The following is an 18,311-nucleotide window of genomic DNA, read 5'->3' as shown; positions in this document are numbered from 1 at the left end:
GTCCGGTGGGTCACGCCGCTCTGACATTGCGTTCGGACGTCGTGCCGTGGGCGCACGCCCGCCGTTCGGCCGTACGGCGGCGCAGGAATCGCGGCAGCGGCAGGGCGAGGTTGACGAAGCCCTCCGCCTGCATGGCGGCCAAGCCGATGCGGGGCAGGTCGGCGGAGGCGCGGTAGACGACGAACCGCGGCTCCCAGCGCGGCTGGAACTTGGCGTTGAACTTGTACAGGGACTCGATCTGGAACCAGCGGGAGAGGAACACCAGCAGCCCGCGCCAGGCGCGCAGCACCGGGCCCGCGCCGATCTTCTCGCCGCGTGCCAGGGCCGAGCGGAACATGGCGAAGTTCAGCGAGACCCGCTCGATGCCGAACTTCGGGGCGTCCTGGAGCGCGGCCACGATGAGCAGTTCGTTCATGCCGGGGTCGGCCGAGCGGTCCCGGCGCATCAGGTCCAGGGAGGCGCCGTCCCCGCCCCACGGCACGAAGTGCAGGATCGCCTTCAGATCGCCGTACGGACCGGGCTGGTCGTCAGTCTTGTGGGCGGTGGCGATGAGGCAGTCGCCGTCGGACGGGTCACCGATGCGGCCCAGCGCCATGGAGAAGCCGCGCTCGGTGTCGGTGCCGCGCCAGTCGTCGGCGGCGCCGCGGATGCGCTCCAGCTCGGCGTCGCCGAGGTCACGGATGCGCCGTACCCGGGTCTCGTAACCGGCGCGCTCGATGCGCTTGACCATCTGACGCACATTGCGCATCGCGCGGCCGGAGAGCGAGAAATCCTTGACGTCCACCACCGCCTCGTCGCCCAGTTCGAGGGCGTCGAGGCCGGTCTCGCGGGTCCACACCTCGCCGCCCGTCTCCGAGCAGCCCATGACGGCGGGGGTCCAGGAGTGGGCCCGGGCCTCGTCCATGAACCGCTCGATGGCGCCCGGCCAGGCCTCGACGTCGCCGATCGGGTCGCCGCTGGCGAGCATCACGCCGGAGACGACGCGGTACGTCACCGCCGCCTTGCCGCTGGGCGAGAAGACGACGGCCTTGTCGCGGCGCAGCGCGAAGTGGCCGAGGGAGTCGCGGCCGCCGTGCTTCTCCAGCAGGGCGCGCAGCTTCGCCTCGTCCTCCTCGGTGAGGCGGGCGGCGGGGTGCTCGGGGCGGAAGGCCAGGTAGATGGTGGTGACCGCGGTGAGCAGGCCGAGGGCGCCGAGGGAGATGCCGACCGTCCAGGAGGTGGTGCCCTGGTAGTCGACCGGGCCCTCGAAGCCGAACAGGCCGTAGACGACGTGGGTGATGCGGTCGGCGAGGCCCGGGTTGCCCTCCATGCGGTGGCCCTGGACGCTGACGATGACCAGGCCCAGGGACAGCGAACCGGCGCTCATGAGAACGAAGTTGGCCAGCGCCCGCCACCGGCTGCGCGGGTCGGGCAGGGCCGCGAACTGGTCGCGGTGCCGGATCAGGGGCGCCAGCAGCGCCAGCGAGATCAGCGCGCCCACGATCGAGTGGCGGTAGATGAACTGCGCCACGGCACCGGCCGGCAGCAGCGCCACGGCGGCCCGCCAGGCCCGGCGCTTGCCGCGCTTGAGGCCGTGCGCTAGCAGCAGCAACAGCACGCCGGCGCTGAGCGAGAGCGCCGCCGCGAACGGGCCGAGCGCGCCCGGCAGCACCTCGGCCATTGTGTGCATACGGCTGTGCCGGAAGCGCGGGAAGACGCCCGCGGCGATGTCCAGCACGCTCACCAGGGCGCAGGCTCTGCCGACGAGGACGGGAACGGCCTCGGGGCGCGGCCCGCGCAGTACGCGGCGCACGCGGGGCATCCGGTCCGTACGACCCGCACGGCCCGTACGACTGGGAACCTCGCCCGACTTTTCGTCATCTGTCCTGACAGACATCGCATCCCGTAGTTCTGCGAGAGAGCTTGGATCCGGTGCCCGATTCGGGCATCCGGCGACATTGCGCCCTCTAGGACGGTGTCTCGGAGGGAGAGGTTCACTGCCCTCTCCAAACCGTTTCTAAAGGTCAGGGAAAGCCCGGGGCAAGTCCGCGCGAAGGTGCGGGCGCCGCCCGGGCGGAAAGCTCAGGCAGGTGCCAACGCATGGGGCTCACGAGCAACAAGGTGTTGTGGCTGGCGGTTCTGTCCGCCGTGCTGCTGTTCGCCGGCACGGTGTGGCTGTGGCCACGGCTGGCCCGGCGGACCTGGCGGGCCGTCGGCGGGCGCATCGGCCTGCTGTTCGCCACCCAGCTGGCGCTCTTCGCCACGGCCGGCCTCGCCGCCAACCAGGCCTTCGGGTTCTACGCGACCTGGGCGGACCTGTTCGGGCAGGAGGAAGGTCAGGGCGTGGTCGTCGACCACACGGCGGCTGAGGCGGGCGGCCCGCTCAAGGTGACCGCTGTCCGGCGGGTGCAGCTGGCGGGCAGTGCCCGGCCGGCGGTCGGCGGGCAGATCCAGCAGGTCGGCATCGTGGGCCGTACGACGCACATCGCCACGCCCGCATACGTGTACCTGCCGCCGGAGTACTTCCAGCCGCGGTACCGCACGCGCACGTTCCCGGCGGCCGTCGTGCTCACCGGCTATCCCGGTACGGCCGCTGCGCTGGTGGACAAGCTGCACTATCCGCGTACGGCGCTGCAACTGGCCAAGAACGGGCGGATGCAGCCGATGATCCTGGTGATGCTGCGGCCGACGGTGGCGCCGCCCCGGGACACGGAATGCGTCGACATTCCCGGCGGCCCGCAGACCGAGTCCTTCTTCGCCAGGGATCTGCCCGAGGCCGTGGGCGCCCACTACCGGGTGGGCCGGAAACCGGGCAGCTGGGGCATCATCGGCGACTCCACCGGCGGTTACTGCGCGCTGAAGCTCGCGATGCACCATCCCCGTGCGTACGCCGCCGGGGCCGGGCTGTCCCCGTACTACAAGGCGCCGGTCGACCCCACCACGGGCGACCTCTTCCACGGCGACCGGCACCTGAAGAATCGCGCCGATCTGTGGTGGTACCTCAAGCACATGCCCGCGCCCGACACGTCGTTGCTCGTCACCAGCAGCCGGATCGGGGAGTCCAACTACAAGGACACGCTGAAGTTCATAGACCGCGTGAAGGCCACGGGGATCACCCGGATCTCGTCGATCATCCTGGAAAGCGGCGGGCACAACTTCAACACGTGGCGGCGGGAGATTCCGGCGACGTTGCAGTGGATCAGCGGGCGGTTGAGCGACCGCTGAAATGATCTTGCGGAATTCGGCGAATGGCCTTCTGCGGAGCCGGGGGAGCGGCCCTGTTGCCCTTGATGGCCCGTGAACTCATCGTAATGGAGGTGTTTTTGCGGGGCGGGGCACCACGATTCACCTACGCGCGGTAAGTTTCTGGCCATGCCACGTGGACGTCACCGCCATTCACCGCCCTTGCACCGGCTGCTGCCCCCGTCCGCGATCGCAGGCGTCTCCACCGTCTGCGCGCTAGGCCCCTGGGCGTTCAGTGAACAATCGGTGCTCCGTGGTCTGGCCGCGGCCGCCGCGGTGACGGCGGTCGTCGGCGCGGTCGTCATGCGCCGCTGGGACATCCAGGCGGGCAAGCAGGTCGCCGACCTCACGCGCGCGCGGGTGAGCGACGAGTGGCGGTACGAGGAGCGGGTCGCCGAACTGGAGACCGACCTGGAGGAGTCGCGCGAGCTGCGCGTCAAGCTGGAGCACCGGCTGCGGGCCAAGCGCGCGGAGCTGACGGCGCTACGCAACGAGCACGCGGCCCTGCTGCGCCGGTACGCCACGGCCGAGACGCAGCGGGCCAGCGCCCTGGAGGGCCGGCGCCTGCTGGAGACAGAGGCCGCGGCTCCGGCGTCCTCGGGGCGCGAGCTGACGGCGGGTCCGTCGGCGGAGACGCCCGCGCGGGAGGCCGCGGCCGAGGAAAGGCCGGCGATTCCCGCGGTGTTCTCCCCGGAGGGCTCCCAGCTGTTCCTGCGCGCCAGGGCGGCGCTGGCCAGGTTCGACGGCGGACCGGCCGACGGCAAGGGTACCGGTGGCGACGGTGACGGCCCGGGCAAGGGAACGGGCGAGCCCGCGGCGAAGGACGACGACAAGGCCGCGCAGGTCGCGCCGGTGAGGACGGGCGCCTTGGCGTCGGCCGACGCCGGTGATACGGCGGCCGCGCCCGCGCAGGAGGACGAAGCGCAGGGGCAGCCCGGGGCGGCCGACGGGCACGAGCACGCGGCCGCCGCACCGACGCCGGGCGCGTCCGCGCAGACCGCGCAGCCTGACCCGTCCGCCCAGTCCGCGCAGGCGTCCGGGCACTTCACCGTGCCCAGGGCGGTGGCCGTCGTACCGCCGACGATGCCCGTGCGGCGTCCCGCGGCCGAGGGCGGGTTCGACTTCTTCGGCACGCACAAGGGCGCCTCGCAGGCCGCCCTCGAATCCGTCCAGAACGAGGACCTCGCCGACGTCGTCGGCCAGGAGGCCCTCGCCCTGCACAAGGCCGAGACCGAGTCCCAGTTCAAGCCGGCCGACGAGGAGTCCCGCTCCGTGGGCCAGGTCATCGACCTGACGGCCCACGACGAGACGGAACAGATCGACGTACAGGGCTTGCGCAGCGCGGTTTCCTGACGGACGGCACCTCTCGGTGCCGGGTCGGTCCATCTCCACTGCGATCATCTTCACGGCAATCACCCGACTTGGCCGTGTCCCCGAGAGGGGTCCTCCTGTTGCGGCGCGACCCCGACCCCGAGTCGGCCTTCCCCGAACTCCAGCACCTCCTCGACGAAACCGGCGCCCTCGCCCGGGCCAGCGCGATGGCGGAGACGTACGCCCAGTGAGCCCAGGACCGCCTGCGTGGCCTCCCCGACTCCCCTCACCGCACGCGCCTGCGCCACCTGGCCCGACAGACCGTACGACGCTCCAACTGACCCGAACGCGGGGGTCTGGGGGCGCAGCCCCCAGCACCCACCCAACGGCCACCACCAAGCCCCCGCTCACACCATCCACCGGTCCGGCCGCGCCGCCTTCCGCCCCGTCCGCGACCGCTCCGCCTGCGCGGCCAACAACTCCCGCGCCTCCCCAACCCCCCGCAACCGCGCGGTCACCGTCTTGTTCGCCCCGGTATCGACATGCACATCGGCAACTCCCCACACCCGCTGCCAAGGCCCCTGAACCAACCGCACACTCTGCACCTTGGCATGCGGCACCAACGCCAGACTCCGCCGCAACAGCCCATGCCGCGCAGCGAACACCGCATCGGTCACGGCCAGCCCGTACCCCCGCCACCACACCGGCACACACCACTTCGCCCGCGCCGGCGCCCCCGACACCGATTCCCTCGCCGGCACCGAAACCCCCGGCAGCACACGCGCGATGACCGACTCCGCGACATCCCGCGGAGCGACCGGCAGCAGCATGGAGTTGGCCGACCCCGCCACATCCAGCTCCACCCGCACCCACCCCCGCCGCCGCCACAGCAACGGCTCGACAACGCGCACGGTCTGCACCCGCCCCGGCGGCACCGTCTCGTGCGCCCGGTCCAGCAGCCCGTGATCGATCCGCAGCCCGTCCGGCGACTCGCCCACCGTCCAGTCGTACTCGGTGACGAACCGCCCCACACTGCTCGCCCCCGCCGCCCCGAGCATCGGCAGTCCGGCCGCGAGCAGCGTCCACGGGCTGTGGGTGAGCAGCCACACCCCCGGCACCGCGAGCACCGCGACCACCAGCCACCCCCAGGTCGCCCCGGTCAGCAGCAGCGCCACCGCGAGCACCCTCGGCGGCACCCGCAGCAGCTCCCGGGCCGGCGCCTCACCCACCTCGTGCGCGGTCTCGGGCGCGAACCCCGCCGCCCGCGCGAGCAGTTCGGCCCGCAGCGTCCGCGCCTCGTCCGCACCCAGGAAGGCCAGCTCGTCCTTCTTGTCGGTCCCTATGACGTCGAGTTTGAGCTTCGCCACCCCCGCCACCCGCGCGAGCAGCGGCTGGGTGACGTCGATGGCCTGGATGCGTTCGAGCCGGATGTGCGCGGTGCGCCGGAACACCAGGCCCGTCCGTATGCGCAACTCGCTCTCGGTCACCGCGAAGTGCGTGAACCACCAGGAGCCGAAGCCGTAGAGCGCGGCGGCCGGCAGCAGCACGGCGAGGGCGATCAGCAGCGTGCCGGTGGTCAGCCGGGTCAGCTGGCGCTGCGTACCGTCGGGGTCGTGCACCGCCCACCCCACGAGCACGGCGACCGGCGCCCACGCCCGCCGCAGCGGCGTCACGGGATGCAGCCGCAGCTCAGTCACCGGCTCCCGCGCGCGTACGTCGCCGCCGGCGCCCGGCGCCGTCACAGCCCCGCCGATCGTGCCTCGCCCAGCTCGGTGAGCCGGTCGCGCAGCCGTTCCGCCTCGACCGGGTCGAGGCCGGGGATGGTCGCGTCGGTGGCCGCGGCCGCCGTGTGCAGCTGCACGCTCGCCAGCCCGAAGTGCCGTTCGACCGGCCCGGAGGTGACCTCGACCAGCTGCATCCGCCCGTACGGCACCACGGTCTCCTGCCGCCACAGCACACCCCGGCTGATCAGCAGGTCGTCGGCGCGCTCGGCGTACCGCCAGGAGCGCCAGTTGCGGCCGACCATCACCCAGCCCCACCCGGTCAGCGCCAGCGGCAGCAGCGCGAACGCGGCCCAGCCGGGCCCGGCCAGCAGCCCCGGCAGCAGTCCGGCGGCCAGTGCCAGCAGTCCCAGCCACACCACCAGCAGCAGTCGCCGCATCCGCAGCAGTCCCGGCGGCAGTCCCGTCCACACCGGCTCGTCGCCCACTGCCTCGGTCGTCTCGTGCTGGCTCCCCGTCTCCATGAGGCCAGCGTACGTAGGGGAGACTGTGTTCATGACTCCTACGACGGAGACCATGGTCGGGATCGGCGGCGCGGCGGAGAGCACCGACATGGTGCTCAACATCGGACCGCAGCACCCGTCGACGCACGGCGTGCTGCGGCTGCGGCTCGTCCTGGACGGCGAGCGCATCACGCGCGCGGAGCCGGTGATCGGCTATATGCACCGGGGCGCGGAGAAGCTGTTCGAGGCGCGCGACTACCGCCAGATCATCATGCTCGCCAACCGCCACGACTGGCTGTCGGCGTTCTCGAACGAGCTGGGCGTGGTCCTCGCTGTGGAGCGCATGCTCGGCATGGAGGTTCCCACGCGCGCGGTGTGGACGCGGACCCTGCTCGCGGAGCTGAACCGGGTGCTCAACCACCTGATGTTCCTCGGGTCGTATCCCCTGGAGCTGGGCGGTATCACGCCGATCTTCTACGCCTTCACGGAGCGGGAGAAGCTCCAGCACGTGATGGAGGAGGTCTCCGGCGGGCGCATGCACTACATGTTCAACCGCGTCGGAGGTCTGAAGGAGGACCTTCCGGCCGGGTGGACCACGCGCGCGCGTGCGGCCGTCGCCGAGGTCCGCTCGCGCATGGACCGGCTCGACGACCTGGTGCTCGGCAACGAGATCTTCCGGGGGCGCACGCGCGGGGTGGGGGTGCTCGCGCCGGAGACCGTGCACGCGTACGGCGTCAGCGGGCCGATCGCGCGCGGCTCGGGCGTCGACTTCGACCTGCGGCGCGACGAGCCGTATCTCGGGTACGGCGACCTCGGCGACGTCCTGAAGGTGGTCACCCGGAAGGAGGGCGACTGCCTGGCCCGCTTCGAGTGCCTCCTGGAGCAGACGCACAACTCCCTGGACCTCGCCGACGCCTGCCTCGACCGGCTCACCGAGCTGCCGCCCGGCCCGATCAACCAGCGGCTCCCCAAGGTGCTGAAGGCGCCCGAGGGGCACACGTACGCGTGGACCGAGAACCCGCTCGGCATCAACGGCTACTACCTCGTCAGCAAGGGCGAGAAGACGCCGTACCGGCTGAAGCTGCGGTCGGCGTCGTACAACAACATCCAGGCACTGACCGAGCTGCTGCCGGGCACGCTGGTCGCGGACATGGTGGCGATCCTGGGGTCACTGTTCTTCGTCGTGGGGGACATCGACAAATAGGCCGCCCGCCGCCGGACGACCGGCAGACTGGTCGCCTGCCTCCGGGACCCCGGCGAACAGGTCGCCGGCCTCCGGGACGCCGACCGGCTGCACCAGCCAGCCGAAGTCGCCGAGTCCGTCCGCCGCGGTGAGCTCCGCGGCTTCTCCGGCGCGCGCGAGGGCGCGGACGTACGCCGTGGGATCCGTGGAGGCGAGCGTGAGCGGAGGGCGTGCGCCGGTGATGCCCAGGGCGCGCAGCGCGTCCGCCTGGCGCAGCACGCTCCCGCCGGGCAGCGCGCACGCGTCCAGCGCGACATGCGCGGTGATGTCGCACGACCCGTCCGGCACGGGCGCCGTCTCGCGCCCCTCCCGGAACCCGGTGAGCGTCCCGAACGGCGGCCGTGCGTCCGCCGTGTGCGCGTAGTCCACGGCGACGGCGAGCCCCCGCTCCAGCGCTGCCACGGCCGACGCCCACGCCGCGGCGCGGGGCAGCCCGATCTCCGCGCGCAGCCCCTCCTCGGCCGGCAGCGGCCACCAGCGCGCCAGCCACCGCGCCTGCTCCCCGGACACCGGCTCCCCGAGCCGTTCGGTCCCGTCCCGCCGGACCAGCACCCGCCGCGGCACGCCGGCGGCATCCACCTCTGCGACCTCCACGGGTACGTTGTCCAGCCACTCGTTGGCGAACAACAGCCCCGTGACGCCCTCGGGCGGCTCGGCCAGCCACTCGATCCGGTGATCGAGCCCGGCGGGGCGGCCGGCGACCTCGACGGCGTACCCGCGCGCGCGGGCGGCCACGCCGGCGGGCAGCGCGGCGAGCACGCCGGTGACCAGCTCACCCCGCCCGGCCCCCATGTCGACGAAGGCCAGCTCGGCGGGCCGGCCCAGCGCGGCGTCGAGGCGGCACAGCAGCTCCGCCACGGCCCGGGCGAACAGCGGCGACGCGTGCACGGACGTACGGAAGTGCCCGGCCGGGCCCTCGGACCTGCGGTAGAAGCCGCCCGGCCGGTACAGCGCGTCCTGCGCGGCAGCCCGCCACCCGCGCCACTCGTCCGGTTCTCCCACTGTCCCCACTGGCCTCAATATCTCTCACTGTCCCCACTGGCCTCACCGGGCCAGGCTAGCCCTGTGCGCGGCATGACCCGCCCAAGCGCACAGGGCCACGGGGACTCCACCTTGGGGAGTAGGCGCGCGGGGCGCGGATCGGTCCTCCGGTTGACTCCTGCACGCATCTCGCTTCCCTACGCTGGGTTACGTGCAGCGCCTCTACGACTTCCTCCGCAGACACCCCACCGGCGTCGACACCGCCTGGGCGATCGTCCTGCTCGGGATCGCGGTGGTGACGGCGGCCTCCCAGCACGTGGTGCAGGGCGAGGAGGCCACGGCGGCGCTCGTGCCCATCCTGCTCCTGCTGTGCCTGGTCATCGCGCTGCGCCGGCGCATGCCGGAGAAGATGCTGCTGCTGGCCATCGGTGTCGGCGCGGCGCAGCTCGCGCTCGACGTCGAGACGATGCCCGCCGACTTCGCCATGCTGGTGATCGTCTACACGGTCGCCGCGACCGGCGCCCGCTGGGCGTCGCGGCTCGCCCTGGGCGTCGGCCTGTGCGCGGCCCCCATGGCACAGCTGCGCTGGCCCAACGAGGTCACGGGCACCGGGGGCAACATCGCGCTCATGGTCTTCCAGACGGTTCCGTTCGCCCTCGCCTGGGTGCTCGGCGACTCGATCCGCACCCGCCGCGCCTACTTCGCGCAGCTGGAGGAGCGCGCCGCCCGCCTGGAGAAGGAGCGCGAGGCGCAGTCCAAGGTCGCGGTCGCCGCGGAACGCGCCCGGATCGCCCGTGAGTTGCACGACGTCGTCGCGCACAACGTGTCGGTGATGGTGGTACAGGCCGACGGCGCCGCCTACGTCCTCGACGCCGCGCCCGACCAGGCGAAGAAGGCCCTGGAGACCATCTCCTCCACCGGCCGCCAGGCCCTCGCCGAGATGCGCCGCCTGCTCGGCGTGCTGCGCACCGGCGAGCACCAGGAGTCCGGGGAGTACGTCCCACAGCCCGACGTGCAGCAGATCGAGGACCTGGTCGGGCAGTGCCGCGGCTCCGGGCTGCCCGTCGACTTCAAGGTCGAGGGCACCCCGCGCCCGCTGCCCAGCGGAGTGGAGCTGACCGCGTACCGCATCGTGCAGGAGGCGCTCACCAACACGCGCAAGCACGGCGGGCCGAACGCGGGCGCGAGCGTCCGGCTGGTCTACTTCGACGACGGCCTCGGCCTGCTCGTCGAGGACGACGGCAAGGGCGCCCCGCACGAGCTGTACGAGGAGGGCGGCCTCGACGGCCAGGGCCACGGCCTGATCGGCATGCGCGAGCGGGTCGGCATGGTCGGCGGCACGCTGGACGCCGGCCCGCGCCCTGGCGGAGGATTCCGCATCAGTGCCCTGCTGCCGCTCAAACCAGCGCACTGACACCGACGCACGTCCCCTGTTGACACCTGTAACGACCCGCCGACGGCATCGGCGGACTGCGGACTACGGAAGAGGCCCCTGATGACGATCCGCGTAATGCTCGTCGACGACCAGGTGCTGCTGCGCACCGGGTTCCGGATGGTGCTCGCCGCCCAGCCGGACATGGAGGTCGTGGCGGAGGCGGGCGACGGCGTCGAGGCCCTCCAGGCGCTCGACTCGACCGGCGTCGACGTGGTTCTGATGGACGTGCGTATGCCGAAGCTGGACGGCGTGGAGGCCACCCGCCGCATCTGCGCCCAGCCGGATCCGCCGAAGGTGCTGATCCTGACCACCTTCGACCTTGACGAGTACGCCTTCTCCGGGCTGAAGGCGGGCGCCTCCGGATTCATGCTCAAGGACGTCCCGCCCGGCGAGCTGCTGGCCGCCATCCGTTCCGTGCACAGCGGCGACGCCGTGGTCGCGCCGTCCACCACCCGCCGCCTTCTGGACCGCTTCGCGCCGATGCTGCCCAGCGGCGGCAAGCGGCCCGAGCACAAGGAGCTGGAGCGGCTCACCGAGCGCGAGCGGGAGGTCATGGTGCTGGTCGCGCAGGGCCTGTCGAACGGCGAGATCGCGGCCCGGCTCGTGCTGTCCGAGGCGACCGTCAAGACGCACGTGGGCCGCATCCTGACCAAGCTGGGCCTCAGGGACCGCGTCCAGGTGGTCGTCCTGGCGTACGAGACCGGTCTGGTGCGGGCGGGCGGGCACGGTTAGTGGACACGGTGACCCGCGCGTGACCGCCGCCCACTAGGGTGCGCGCATGCTCCTGTGGATCAACGGCCCTTTCGGGGGCGGCAAGACACAGACCGCACACGAGATACAGCGACGGCTGCCGCGCAGCGTCATCTGCGACCCCGAACACGCGGGCTTCGGACTGCGCCGCATGCTGCCGCCCGACCTGCGGGGGGACTTCCAGGACCTGGGCGCCTGGCGGCAGGGCGTGGTCGAGGTCCTCGACCTGGCCCTCACCAAGCACGACGGCGTGGTGATCGCCCCCATGACCGTCACCGACCCCGGCTACTTCGCCGAGACCGTCGGCCGCCTGCGCGAACTCGGCCACGACGTACGGCACTTCACACTCCTCGCCGAGCGCGCCACCGTTCTGAAGCGGCTGAACGAGCGCGGCCTGGGCCACCTCCTGCAGTACGTCGCCGGGAAGAACGCCGGGCTGCGCCGGGAGAGCTGGGCCGTACAGCAGCTGGACCACTGTCTGGAGCGGCTGCGCGAGCCGGAGTTCGCCGAGCACCTGTGGACGGACCACACGACCGTGCCGAAGACGGCGGACCGCATCGCCACCCTGGCCGGGCTGCGGCTGAGGTCCAACACCGAGGGCCGGCTGCGCACCCGGCTGCGGCAGGCGCGGGTCGGGATCCGGCACATCCGGTTCGACTGAGCCCGGCGTGGGTCCGGATCCGGCACATCCCGTTCGACTGAGTCGGCGCGGCTCGGAGTCCGCACATGCGGTCCGACCGAGCCCCGGCGGGCGGCTCAGCGCAGAATCCCCTCCACAAAGTCGCTGCCCGGCCGGGCCACCACTCGACACCTACCGCGCCCAGCGGCTCGGCGAGCCGGCCCCGCCCGCGCCCGGCGCCCACGACGGGCAGGTCGTGCGCGAGTGGCGCGACCGCCGGCAGTTCCGGGCGGTCCTCGCCGGGCGCCCCGCGCGCGGGCGGATACGGCGGACCCTGGGCCGGTGGCTGCCCATCGGCTGACCGCCGCAGGTTGCCCGCCGGGTGGACCGCCGCCGGTTGCCTACCGGCTGGCCTCCTCGGTCAGCCGGGCAGCAAATTCCGCGACCGCCTCCATGACGTCGTCGGCAGTCCACTCCAGGCCGGCCGCCCGCACGTACACCTCCGTGACGGACAAGCCCGGCCCGCTCTGGTCCCAGCCGCCCGCGAACAGGACGGTCTTCGTCTCCTCAGCCGTGCGGACCGCCGCCTCGGCGACGACGTCGGCGTCGTATGGCAGCCAGACCTGGAAGTCGTGGGTGTGCGGCACCTCGGGATGGACGCGCGACCAGGGCACTCCGGCCGCGGCGAACCCCTCCCGCAGCGCCGCGGCGACCATGCGCGCATGGGCCACATACTCAGGCAGCCGAGGCAGCTCTCTGTCGAGGCCGATCAGCGCGGACAGGGCTGTCGGAAACTGCTGGAATGCCTGGCCGCCGTACCTGTGGCGCCAGACTTTCGCCTCGCTCACGAGCGTCTGTGAGCCGGCCAGGGCTGCGCCTCCGAGCCCGTCGAGAGATTTGTAGAGCGAAACGTAGACGCTGTCCGCCAGGGCCGCGATCTCGTCCAGGGACCGGCCGAAGTGCGCCGTGCACTCCCACAGGCGCGCCCCGTCGAAGTGCACCACCGCGTCGCGCTCCCGCGCCGCCTCCACGACCTCGGTGAGCTCCTCCCAGGTGGGCAGCACGAAACCGGCGTCCCTGAGGGGCAGCTCCAGCATCAGCGCCCCGAAGGGCTCCTCGAAGTCGCGCACCTCGGCGGCGGTGGGCAGCCGCGGCTCGCTCGTCACCCGCACCGGGCGCAGGCCGCTGACCCGGCTGAACGCCTGCCGCTCGTGGACCTCGGGGTGGCTGAGGCCGTGCAGGGCGACGACCGGGCTGCCGGTGCGGCCCGCCCAGCAGCGCAGGGCGACCTGCTGGGCCATCGTGCCCGTGGGGAAGAAGGCGGCGGCCTCGGTCCCGAGCAGCCCGGCGACCTTGTTCTCCAGGGCCTCGACGACACCGTCGCCGTACAGGTCCGCGCGCTTGTCCAGGTCGTAGACGCTCTCCGCCGTGTCGAGCAGCGCCAGGCGCTCCCGGAGCGTGCCCAGGAAACCGAGGCGCGCGAGTGCCCGCCGTGCGCTGCGGGCGGCGTTGATGCGCCGCTCCCTCAGCTGCCTGCGCCGCTCTTCCTCCGGCGCGGACTGCGCCTGCGGTCCGCCCTGCTCCGCCGTATCGCTCATGCCCCGGATCATCCCGCGCGCCGCTGCGCGCGGGCACGCGCATTTTTTTCCGTACGGTCTCCCGCGCGCGGGCACCCGTGGATCCGTACGGACTGCCGTACGGGCGTGCGTCAACCCACAGGCCTGTGGACAACCGAACGCCTCTCGAACCGATCGCGTTAACATGACGAGAAATCGTCCGGTACCCGGAGCGGACTGGAACGGGAAGGCCGCCGTCGAGTGAACACAACCCCACAGCCAGACCCCAAGGACCGCCCCGCGCGGCTCACCGTCGGCGTCGTCGGCGCCGGACGCGTGGGTCCCGCGCTCGCGGCCTCCCTCCAGCTCGCCGGGCACCGCCCGGTGGCCGTCTCCGGGGTCTCCGACACCTCCCGGCGGCGCGCCGCCGAGATGCTCCCGGACGTGCCCGTCGTCCCGCCCGCCGAGGTTCTCGACCACGCCGAGCTGGTGCTGCTGACCGTCCCCGACGACGCCCTGCCCGACCTGGTCACGGGACTCGCCGACACCGGCGCCGTACGGCCGGGGCAGCTGCTCGTGCACACCTCCGGCCGGTACGGCGCGCGCGTGCTGGACCCCGCGCTGCGGGCCGGCGCGCTGCCGATGGCCCTGCACCCGGCGATGACCTTCACCGGCACACCCGTGGACGTGCAGCGGCTGGCCGGGTGTTCCTTCGGCGTCACCGCGCCCGAGGAGCTGCGGCTGGCCGCCCAGGCGCTGGTCATCGAGATGGGCGGCGAGCCGGAGTGGATCGCCGAGGAGATGCGGCCGCTCTACCACGCGGCGCTCGCCCTGGGCGCCAACCACCTGGTGACGCTGGTCGCCCAGTCCATGGAGCTGCTGCGCTCGGCCGGCGTCGAGGCCCCCGACCGGATGCTCGGCCCGCTGCTCGGCGCGGCCCTGGACAACGCCCTGCGCTCCGGTGACGCGGCCCTGACCGGCCCGGTCGCGCGCGGGGACGCCGGCACGGTCGCCGCGCACGTCACGGAGCTGCGCAAACACGCCCCGCAGGCCGTCGCCGGCTACCTGGCGATGGCGCGCGCGACCGCCGACCGGGCGCTCGCCCACGGGCTGCTGAAGCCGGAACTTGCCGAAGACCTGCTGGGGGTGCTCGCCGACCGGGCGGCGCGACCCGAGAGCCGGGGAGACCAATGAGCCGCGACTTCGAACTCGTCCCCACGCGCGAGGACCTGGACTACGTCCGGGAGCACTTCGCGGTGCCGGGCCGCACCGCCGTGGTGATGACGATGGGCGCCCTGCACGAGGGGCACGCCACGCTGGTCAGGACCGCCCGCGAGCACGTCGGGCGCAGGGGCTTCGTGATCGTCACCGTCTTCGTCAACCCGCTCCAGTTCGGCGCCGGCGAGGACCTCGACCGCTATCCGCGCACGCTCGAGGCCGACCTGAAGACCGCCGAGCAGTCCGGCGCCGACGTCGTGTTCGCGCCGTCCGTCGACGACATGTACCCCGGCGGCCGGCCCGAGGTCACCCTGCGCGCCGGGGCCATGGGGGAGCGCCTGGAGGGCGCCTCGCGGCCCGGGCACTTCGACGGCATGCTCACCGTCGTCGCCAAGCTGCTCCACCTCACCCGCCCCGACGTGGCGTTCTTCGGCCAGAAGGACGCCCAGCAGCTGTCCCTGATCCGTCGCATGGTGCGGGACCTGAACTTCGGCGTCGACATCGTCGCCGTACCCACCGTGCGCGAGGAGGACGGCCTGGCCCTGTCCAGCCGCAACCGCTACCTCTCGCCCGCGGAGCGGCGCACGGCCCTCGCCCTGTCACAGGCCCTGTTCGCCGGCCGCGACCGGCACGCCGCCCAGGAGGCGCTGCGCGCGCGGGCCCGCGAAGTGCCCGCCACGCACGCGCGTGCCGAGGCCCTCAGCGCCCTCGGCGAGTCCCGCGCGGCCGCCGACGCGCACGCCGTCGCCCAGGCCCTGCCGGGCGGCCCGGCGGCCGTGCGGGCCGCCGCCCGGCTGGTCCTCGACGAGGCCGCCCGCATGGACCCGCCGCTGAAGCTGGACTACCTCGCCCTCGTGGACCCCGACGACTTCACCGAGATCGGGGACGACTTCACCGGCGAGGCGGTCCTCGCCGTCGCCGCCGGGGTCGGCAGCACCCGGCTGATCGACAATCTGCCCCTCGTCTTCGGAGCCGCCTCGTGACCAGCACAGGCATACGCCCGCCCGTCGCCCACCACCACCCTCAGCCGAGAGCGCTTCGCGCTCGCCTCCCTCGACTGCACGCGCCCGCCCCAGGGTGGTCCGTCCCGGCGGACGTCGTGGTCGTCGGCTCCGGCGTGGCCGGCCTGACCGCGGCGCTGCGCTGCGAGGCCGTCGGCCTGAACACCGTGGTCGTCACCAAGGCCCGCCTCGACGACGGCTCCACCCGCTGGGCGCAGGGCGGCATCGCCGCGGCCCTCGGCGAGGGCGACACACCCGAGCAGCACCTCGCCGACACCCTGGTGGCGGGCGCGGGCCTGTGCGACGAGCAGGCGGTCCGCATCCTCGTCACCGAGGGCCCCGACGCCGTGCGGCGGCTGATCGAGACGGGCGCGCAGTTCGACGAGTCCTCCGCGGGGGAGCTGGCCCTCACCCGCGAGGGCGGCCACCACCGCCGCCGCATCGCGCACGCCGGCGGCGACGCCACCGGCGCGGAGATCTCCCGCGCGCTCGTCGAGGCGGTACGCGCGCGTGGCGTCCGTACGGTCGAGAACGCGCTCGTCCTGGACCTCCTCACGGACGCCGACGGCCGCACCGCCGGCGTCACCCTGCACGTCATGGGCGAGGGCCAGCACGACGGCGTAGGGGCCGTCCACGCACCCGCCGTGGTCCTGGCCACCGGGGGCATGGGCCAGGTCTTTTCCGCCACGACCAACCCGTCCGTCTCCACGGGCGACGGCGTGGCCCTGGCCCTGCGCGCGGGTGCCGAGGTCAGCGACCTCGAATTCGTGCAGTTCCACCCCACCGTGCTCTTCCTCGGCCCGGACGCCGAGGGCCAGCAGCCACTGGTCTCCGAGGCGGTACGCGGCGAGGGCGCCCACCTGGTGGACGCCGACGGCGTGCGCTTCATGCGGGGCCGGCACGAACTGGCCGAACTCGCCCCCCGGGACATCGTCGCCAAGGGCATCATGCGCCGCATGCAGGAGCAGGACGCCGAGCACATGTACCTCGACGCCCGGCACTTCGGCGCCGCCATGTGGGAGCACCGCTTCCCGACGATCCTCGCCGCCTGCCGCGCCCACGGCATCGACCCGGTCACCGAGCCCATCCCGATCGCCCCGGCCGCGCACTACGCCTCCGGCGGCGTCCGCACCGACTCCCACGGCCGTACGACCGTCCCCGGCCTGTACGCCTGCGGCGAGGTCGCCTGCACCGGCGTCCACGGCGCCAACCGCCTGGCCTCCAACTCCCTCCTGGAGGGCCTGGTCTACGCCGAGCGCATCGCCGCCGACATCGCGGCGGCCCAGACGGAAAACGGCCTCCACGCGCGCGTACCCGAACCGCTCCCGTACCCGGAGGCCCCGGAGCACCCCCTTCTCGCGCCCGAGGCCCGCTTCACGATCCAGCGGATCATGACGGAGGGAGCCGGGGTCCTGCGCTCCGCCGAGTCCCTCGCCAAGGCCGCCGCCCGGCTCCAGCAACTGCACGCCGACGCCCGTGACGCCCTCGACGAGAACGGCAAGACGGCCGAGCCCGGCGTCGACACCTGGGAGGCCACCAACCTCCTGTGCGTGGCACGCGTCCTCGTCGCGGCGGCCGAGCTGCGCGAGGAGACCCGCGGCTGCCACTGGCGTGAGGACCGCGCCGGGCGCGACGACACGGCGTGGCGCCGCCACATCGTCGTACGCCTGAACCCCGGTCGCACACTGGCCGTGCACACCACCGACACCACAGACTTCCCCCCTGTCCGGCAGCCACAGCAGGAGCAGTGACACACGTGACGACCCCCGACCTTCCCCTCGCCTCCACCGGCGGCTGCGGCGACGGCTGTGCCTGCGGTGCGGACGCCGAAGAGGGCTACGCCGAGTACGCGGAGTGCGGCCTCGACCCCGCCCTCGCCCAGCTCCTGGCCGACGCCGGCCTCGACCCCGTCGAGGTCGAGGACATCGCCAACGTCGCCATCCAGGAGGACCTCGACCACGGCGTGGACGTGACGACCGTCGCGACCATCCCCGAGGACGCCGTCGCCACCGCCGACTTCACCGCGCGCGAGGCGGGCGTCGTGGCGGGCCTCAGGATCGCCGAAGCGGTCCTCTCCGTGGTCTGCACGGACGAACTCGCCGTCGAGCGGCACGTGGCGGACGGCGACCGGGTAGAGGCAGGCCACAAGCTTCTCTCGATCACCACCCGCACCCGCGACCTCCTGACCGCCGAGCGCAGCGCGCTCAATCTCCTGTGCCGCCTGTCGGGCATCGCCACGGCCACGCGCGCGTGGGCGGACGTTCTGGAAGGCACCAAGGCCAAGGTCCGGGACACCCGCAAGACAACCCCCGGCCTGCGCTCCCTCGAAAAGTTCGCGGTGCGCTGCGGCGGCGGCGTCAACCACCGCATGTCCCTCTCGGACGCGGCCCTGGTCAAGGACAACCACGTGGTCGCCGCGGGCGGTGTCGCGCAGGCCTTCCGGGCGGTTCGCGAACGCTTCCCCGACGTGCCGATCGAGGTCGAGGTCGACACCCTGCACCAGCTCCGGGAGGTCGTGGACGCCGGCGCCGACCTGATCCTCGTCGACAACTTCACGCCGATCGAGTGCGAGGAGGCGGTGGCGATCGTGGACGGCCGCGCCGCGTTGGAAGCCTCCGGCCGCCTCACCCTCGACAACGCCAAGGCGTACGCCGACACGGGCGTCGACTACCTCGCCGTCGGGGCACTCACCCACTCCTCGCCGATCCTGGACATCGGCCTCGACCTGCGACCGGCGGAGTAGGGGAGCGG

At 73.1% G+C, this 18,311-nt stretch carries 16 protein-coding genes; 11 read left to right on the top strand and 5 right to left on the bottom strand.

Annotated elements, in window-relative coordinates:
• Positions 1–10 precede the first annotated feature (10 nt).
• Positions 11–1,801, bottom strand: a complete 1,791-nt coding sequence (locus H8R17_RS17995; RefSeq protein WP_187824221.1) for a phosphatidylglycerol lysyltransferase domain-containing protein — start codon at positions 1,799–1,801, stop codon at positions 11–13.
• Between the two features lie 278 nt (positions 1,802–2,079).
• On the opposite strand from H8R17_RS17995, the gene H8R17_RS17990 reads away from it, so the two are divergent.
• From H8R17_RS17990 to H8R17_RS46890, 3 genes are all read left to right on the top strand, one after another.
• The gene (locus H8R17_RS17990; protein WP_187824220.1) at positions 2,080–3,204 is read left to right on the top strand and encodes an esterase family protein; all 1,125 of its coding nucleotides are present in this window, start codon (positions 2,080–2,082) and stop codon (positions 3,202–3,204) included.
• Positions 3,205–3,351: 147 nt separating this feature from the next.
• Positions 3,352–4,575, top strand: a complete 1,224-nt coding sequence (locus tag H8R17_RS17985) for a hypothetical protein (protein ID WP_187824219.1) — start codon at positions 3,352–3,354, stop codon at positions 4,573–4,575.
• Positions 4,576–4,649: 74 nt separating this feature from the next.
• Positions 4,650–4,784, top strand: coding sequence for a hypothetical protein (locus H8R17_RS46890; protein WP_262505322.1), 135 nt, complete (start codon positions 4,650–4,652; stop codon positions 4,782–4,784).
• Between the two features lie 156 nt (positions 4,785–4,940).
• On the opposite strand, the gene H8R17_RS17980 is transcribed toward H8R17_RS46890, so the two are convergent.
• Both H8R17_RS17980 and H8R17_RS17975 read right to left on the bottom strand, forming a co-directional pair.
• Positions 4,941–6,275, bottom strand: coding sequence for a PH domain-containing protein (locus tag H8R17_RS17980; protein ID WP_187824218.1), 1,335 nt, complete (start codon positions 6,273–6,275; stop codon positions 4,941–4,943).
• Complete coding sequence (locus H8R17_RS17975) at positions 6,272–6,778, bottom strand: PH domain-containing protein (protein WP_187824217.1); 507 nt, start codon at positions 6,776–6,778, stop codon at positions 6,272–6,274. The genes H8R17_RS17980 and H8R17_RS17975 overlap by 4 nt, the downstream gene beginning before the upstream one ends.
• A gap of 31 nt (positions 6,779–6,809) precedes the next feature.
• Between H8R17_RS17975 and H8R17_RS17970 the strand changes: the two genes are divergently transcribed.
• Entirely contained in the window at positions 6,810–7,961 is a 1,152-nt protein-coding gene (locus H8R17_RS17970; RefSeq protein ID WP_187824216.1) for an NADH-quinone oxidoreductase subunit D, read from the top strand.
• Here H8R17_RS17970 and H8R17_RS17965 read toward each other — a convergent pair.
• Positions 7,926–9,020, bottom strand: a complete 1,095-nt coding sequence (locus H8R17_RS17965) for an SAM-dependent methyltransferase (protein ID WP_223125176.1) — start codon at positions 9,018–9,020, stop codon at positions 7,926–7,928. The two genes, H8R17_RS17970 and H8R17_RS17965, sit on opposite strands and share 36 nt — an antisense overlap.
• Positions 9,021–9,192: 172 nt before the next feature.
• Between H8R17_RS17965 and H8R17_RS17960 the strand changes: the two genes are divergently transcribed.
• The 3 genes from H8R17_RS17960 (at position 9,193) to H8R17_RS17950 (ending at position 11,827) form a co-directional block, all read left to right on the top strand.
• On the top strand, positions 9,193–10,395 hold the full coding sequence (locus H8R17_RS17960) for a sensor histidine kinase (RefSeq protein ID WP_187824215.1): 1,203 nt from the start codon (positions 9,193–9,195) through the stop codon (positions 10,393–10,395).
• Between the two features lie 81 nt (positions 10,396–10,476).
• Positions 10,477–11,148, top strand: coding sequence for a response regulator transcription factor (locus tag H8R17_RS17955; protein WP_187824214.1), 672 nt, complete (start codon positions 10,477–10,479; stop codon positions 11,146–11,148).
• A gap of 46 nt (positions 11,149–11,194) precedes the next feature.
• Positions 11,195–11,827: an AAA family ATPase gene (locus H8R17_RS17950; RefSeq protein ID WP_187824213.1), complete on the top strand. Its 633-nt coding sequence runs from the start codon at positions 11,195–11,197 to the stop codon at positions 11,825–11,827.
• Between the two features lie 359 nt (positions 11,828–12,186).
• Here the strand turns inward: H8R17_RS17950 and H8R17_RS17945 are convergent, their stop codons facing one another.
• Positions 12,187–13,383 (bottom strand): low specificity L-threonine aldolase, encoded by a 1,197-nt coding sequence (locus H8R17_RS17945; RefSeq protein WP_187824212.1) that lies wholly within the window; start codon positions 13,381–13,383, stop codon positions 12,187–12,189.
• Positions 13,384–13,602: 219 nt separating this feature from the next.
• Between H8R17_RS17945 and H8R17_RS17940 the strand changes: the two genes are divergently transcribed.
• From H8R17_RS17940 to nadC, 4 genes are read left to right on the top strand one after another with little or no spacing between them, the layout of a single operon-like run.
• The gene (locus tag H8R17_RS17940; protein ID WP_187824211.1) at positions 13,603–14,535 is read left to right on the top strand and encodes a Rossmann-like and DUF2520 domain-containing protein; all 933 of its coding nucleotides are present in this window, start codon (positions 13,603–13,605) and stop codon (positions 14,533–14,535) included.
• Positions 14,532–15,542 (top strand): pantoate--beta-alanine ligase, encoded by a 1,011-nt coding sequence (gene panC / locus H8R17_RS17935; protein ID WP_187824210.1) that lies wholly within the window; start codon positions 14,532–14,534, stop codon positions 15,540–15,542. Before H8R17_RS17940 ends, panC begins: the two co-directional genes overlap by 4 nt.
• Positions 15,543–15,553: 11 nt before the next feature.
• Entirely contained in the window at positions 15,554–17,311 is a 1,758-nt protein-coding gene (locus H8R17_RS17930; RefSeq protein WP_187824273.1) for an L-aspartate oxidase, read from the top strand.
• 5 nt (positions 17,312–17,316) lie between these two features.
• Positions 17,317–18,303, top strand: coding sequence for a carboxylating nicotinate-nucleotide diphosphorylase (gene nadC / locus H8R17_RS17925; RefSeq protein WP_187824209.1), 987 nt, complete (start codon positions 17,317–17,319; stop codon positions 18,301–18,303).
• Positions 18,304–18,311 lie beyond the last annotated feature (8 nt).

It is taken from the genome of Streptomyces sp. TRM68367 (assembly GCF_014495685.1).
In the GTDB taxonomy this organism is placed as follows: Bacteria; Actinomycetota; Actinomycetes; order Streptomycetales; family Streptomycetaceae; genus Streptomyces.
This window is presented reverse-complemented; position numbering and strand designations above follow the sequence as displayed.

What these genes read in the sequence shown, in the direction of transcription:
- H8R17_RS17995 (WP_187824221.1), bottom strand. Translation starts at nt 1,801, where the DNA reads ATGCCCCGCGTGCGCCGCGTACTGCGCGGGCCGCGCCCCGAGGCCGTT.
- H8R17_RS17990 (WP_187824220.1), top strand. Translation starts at nt 2,080, where the DNA reads ATGGGGCTCACGAGCAACAAGGTGTTGTGGCTGGCGGTTCTGTCCGCC.
- H8R17_RS17985 (WP_187824219.1), top strand. Translation starts at nt 3,352, where the DNA reads ATGCCACGTGGACGTCACCGCCATTCACCGCCCTTGCACCGGCTGCTG.
- H8R17_RS17975 (WP_187824217.1), bottom strand. Translation starts at nt 6,778, where the DNA reads ATGGAGACGGGGAGCCAGCACGAGACGACCGAGGCAGTGGGCGACGAG.
- H8R17_RS17970 (WP_187824216.1), top strand. Translation starts at nt 6,810, where the DNA reads ATGACTCCTACGACGGAGACCATGGTCGGGATCGGCGGCGCGGCGGAG.
- H8R17_RS17955 (WP_187824214.1), top strand. Translation starts at nt 10,477, where the DNA reads ATGACGATCCGCGTAATGCTCGTCGACGACCAGGTGCTGCTGCGCACC.
- H8R17_RS17950 (WP_187824213.1), top strand. Translation starts at nt 11,195, where the DNA reads ATGCTCCTGTGGATCAACGGCCCTTTCGGGGGCGGCAAGACACAGACC.
- H8R17_RS17945 (WP_187824212.1), bottom strand. Translation starts at nt 13,383, where the DNA reads ATGAGCGATACGGCGGAGCAGGGCGGACCGCAGGCGCAGTCCGCGCCG.
- panC (WP_187824210.1), top strand. Translation starts at nt 14,532, where the DNA reads ATGAGCCGCGACTTCGAACTCGTCCCCACGCGCGAGGACCTGGACTAC.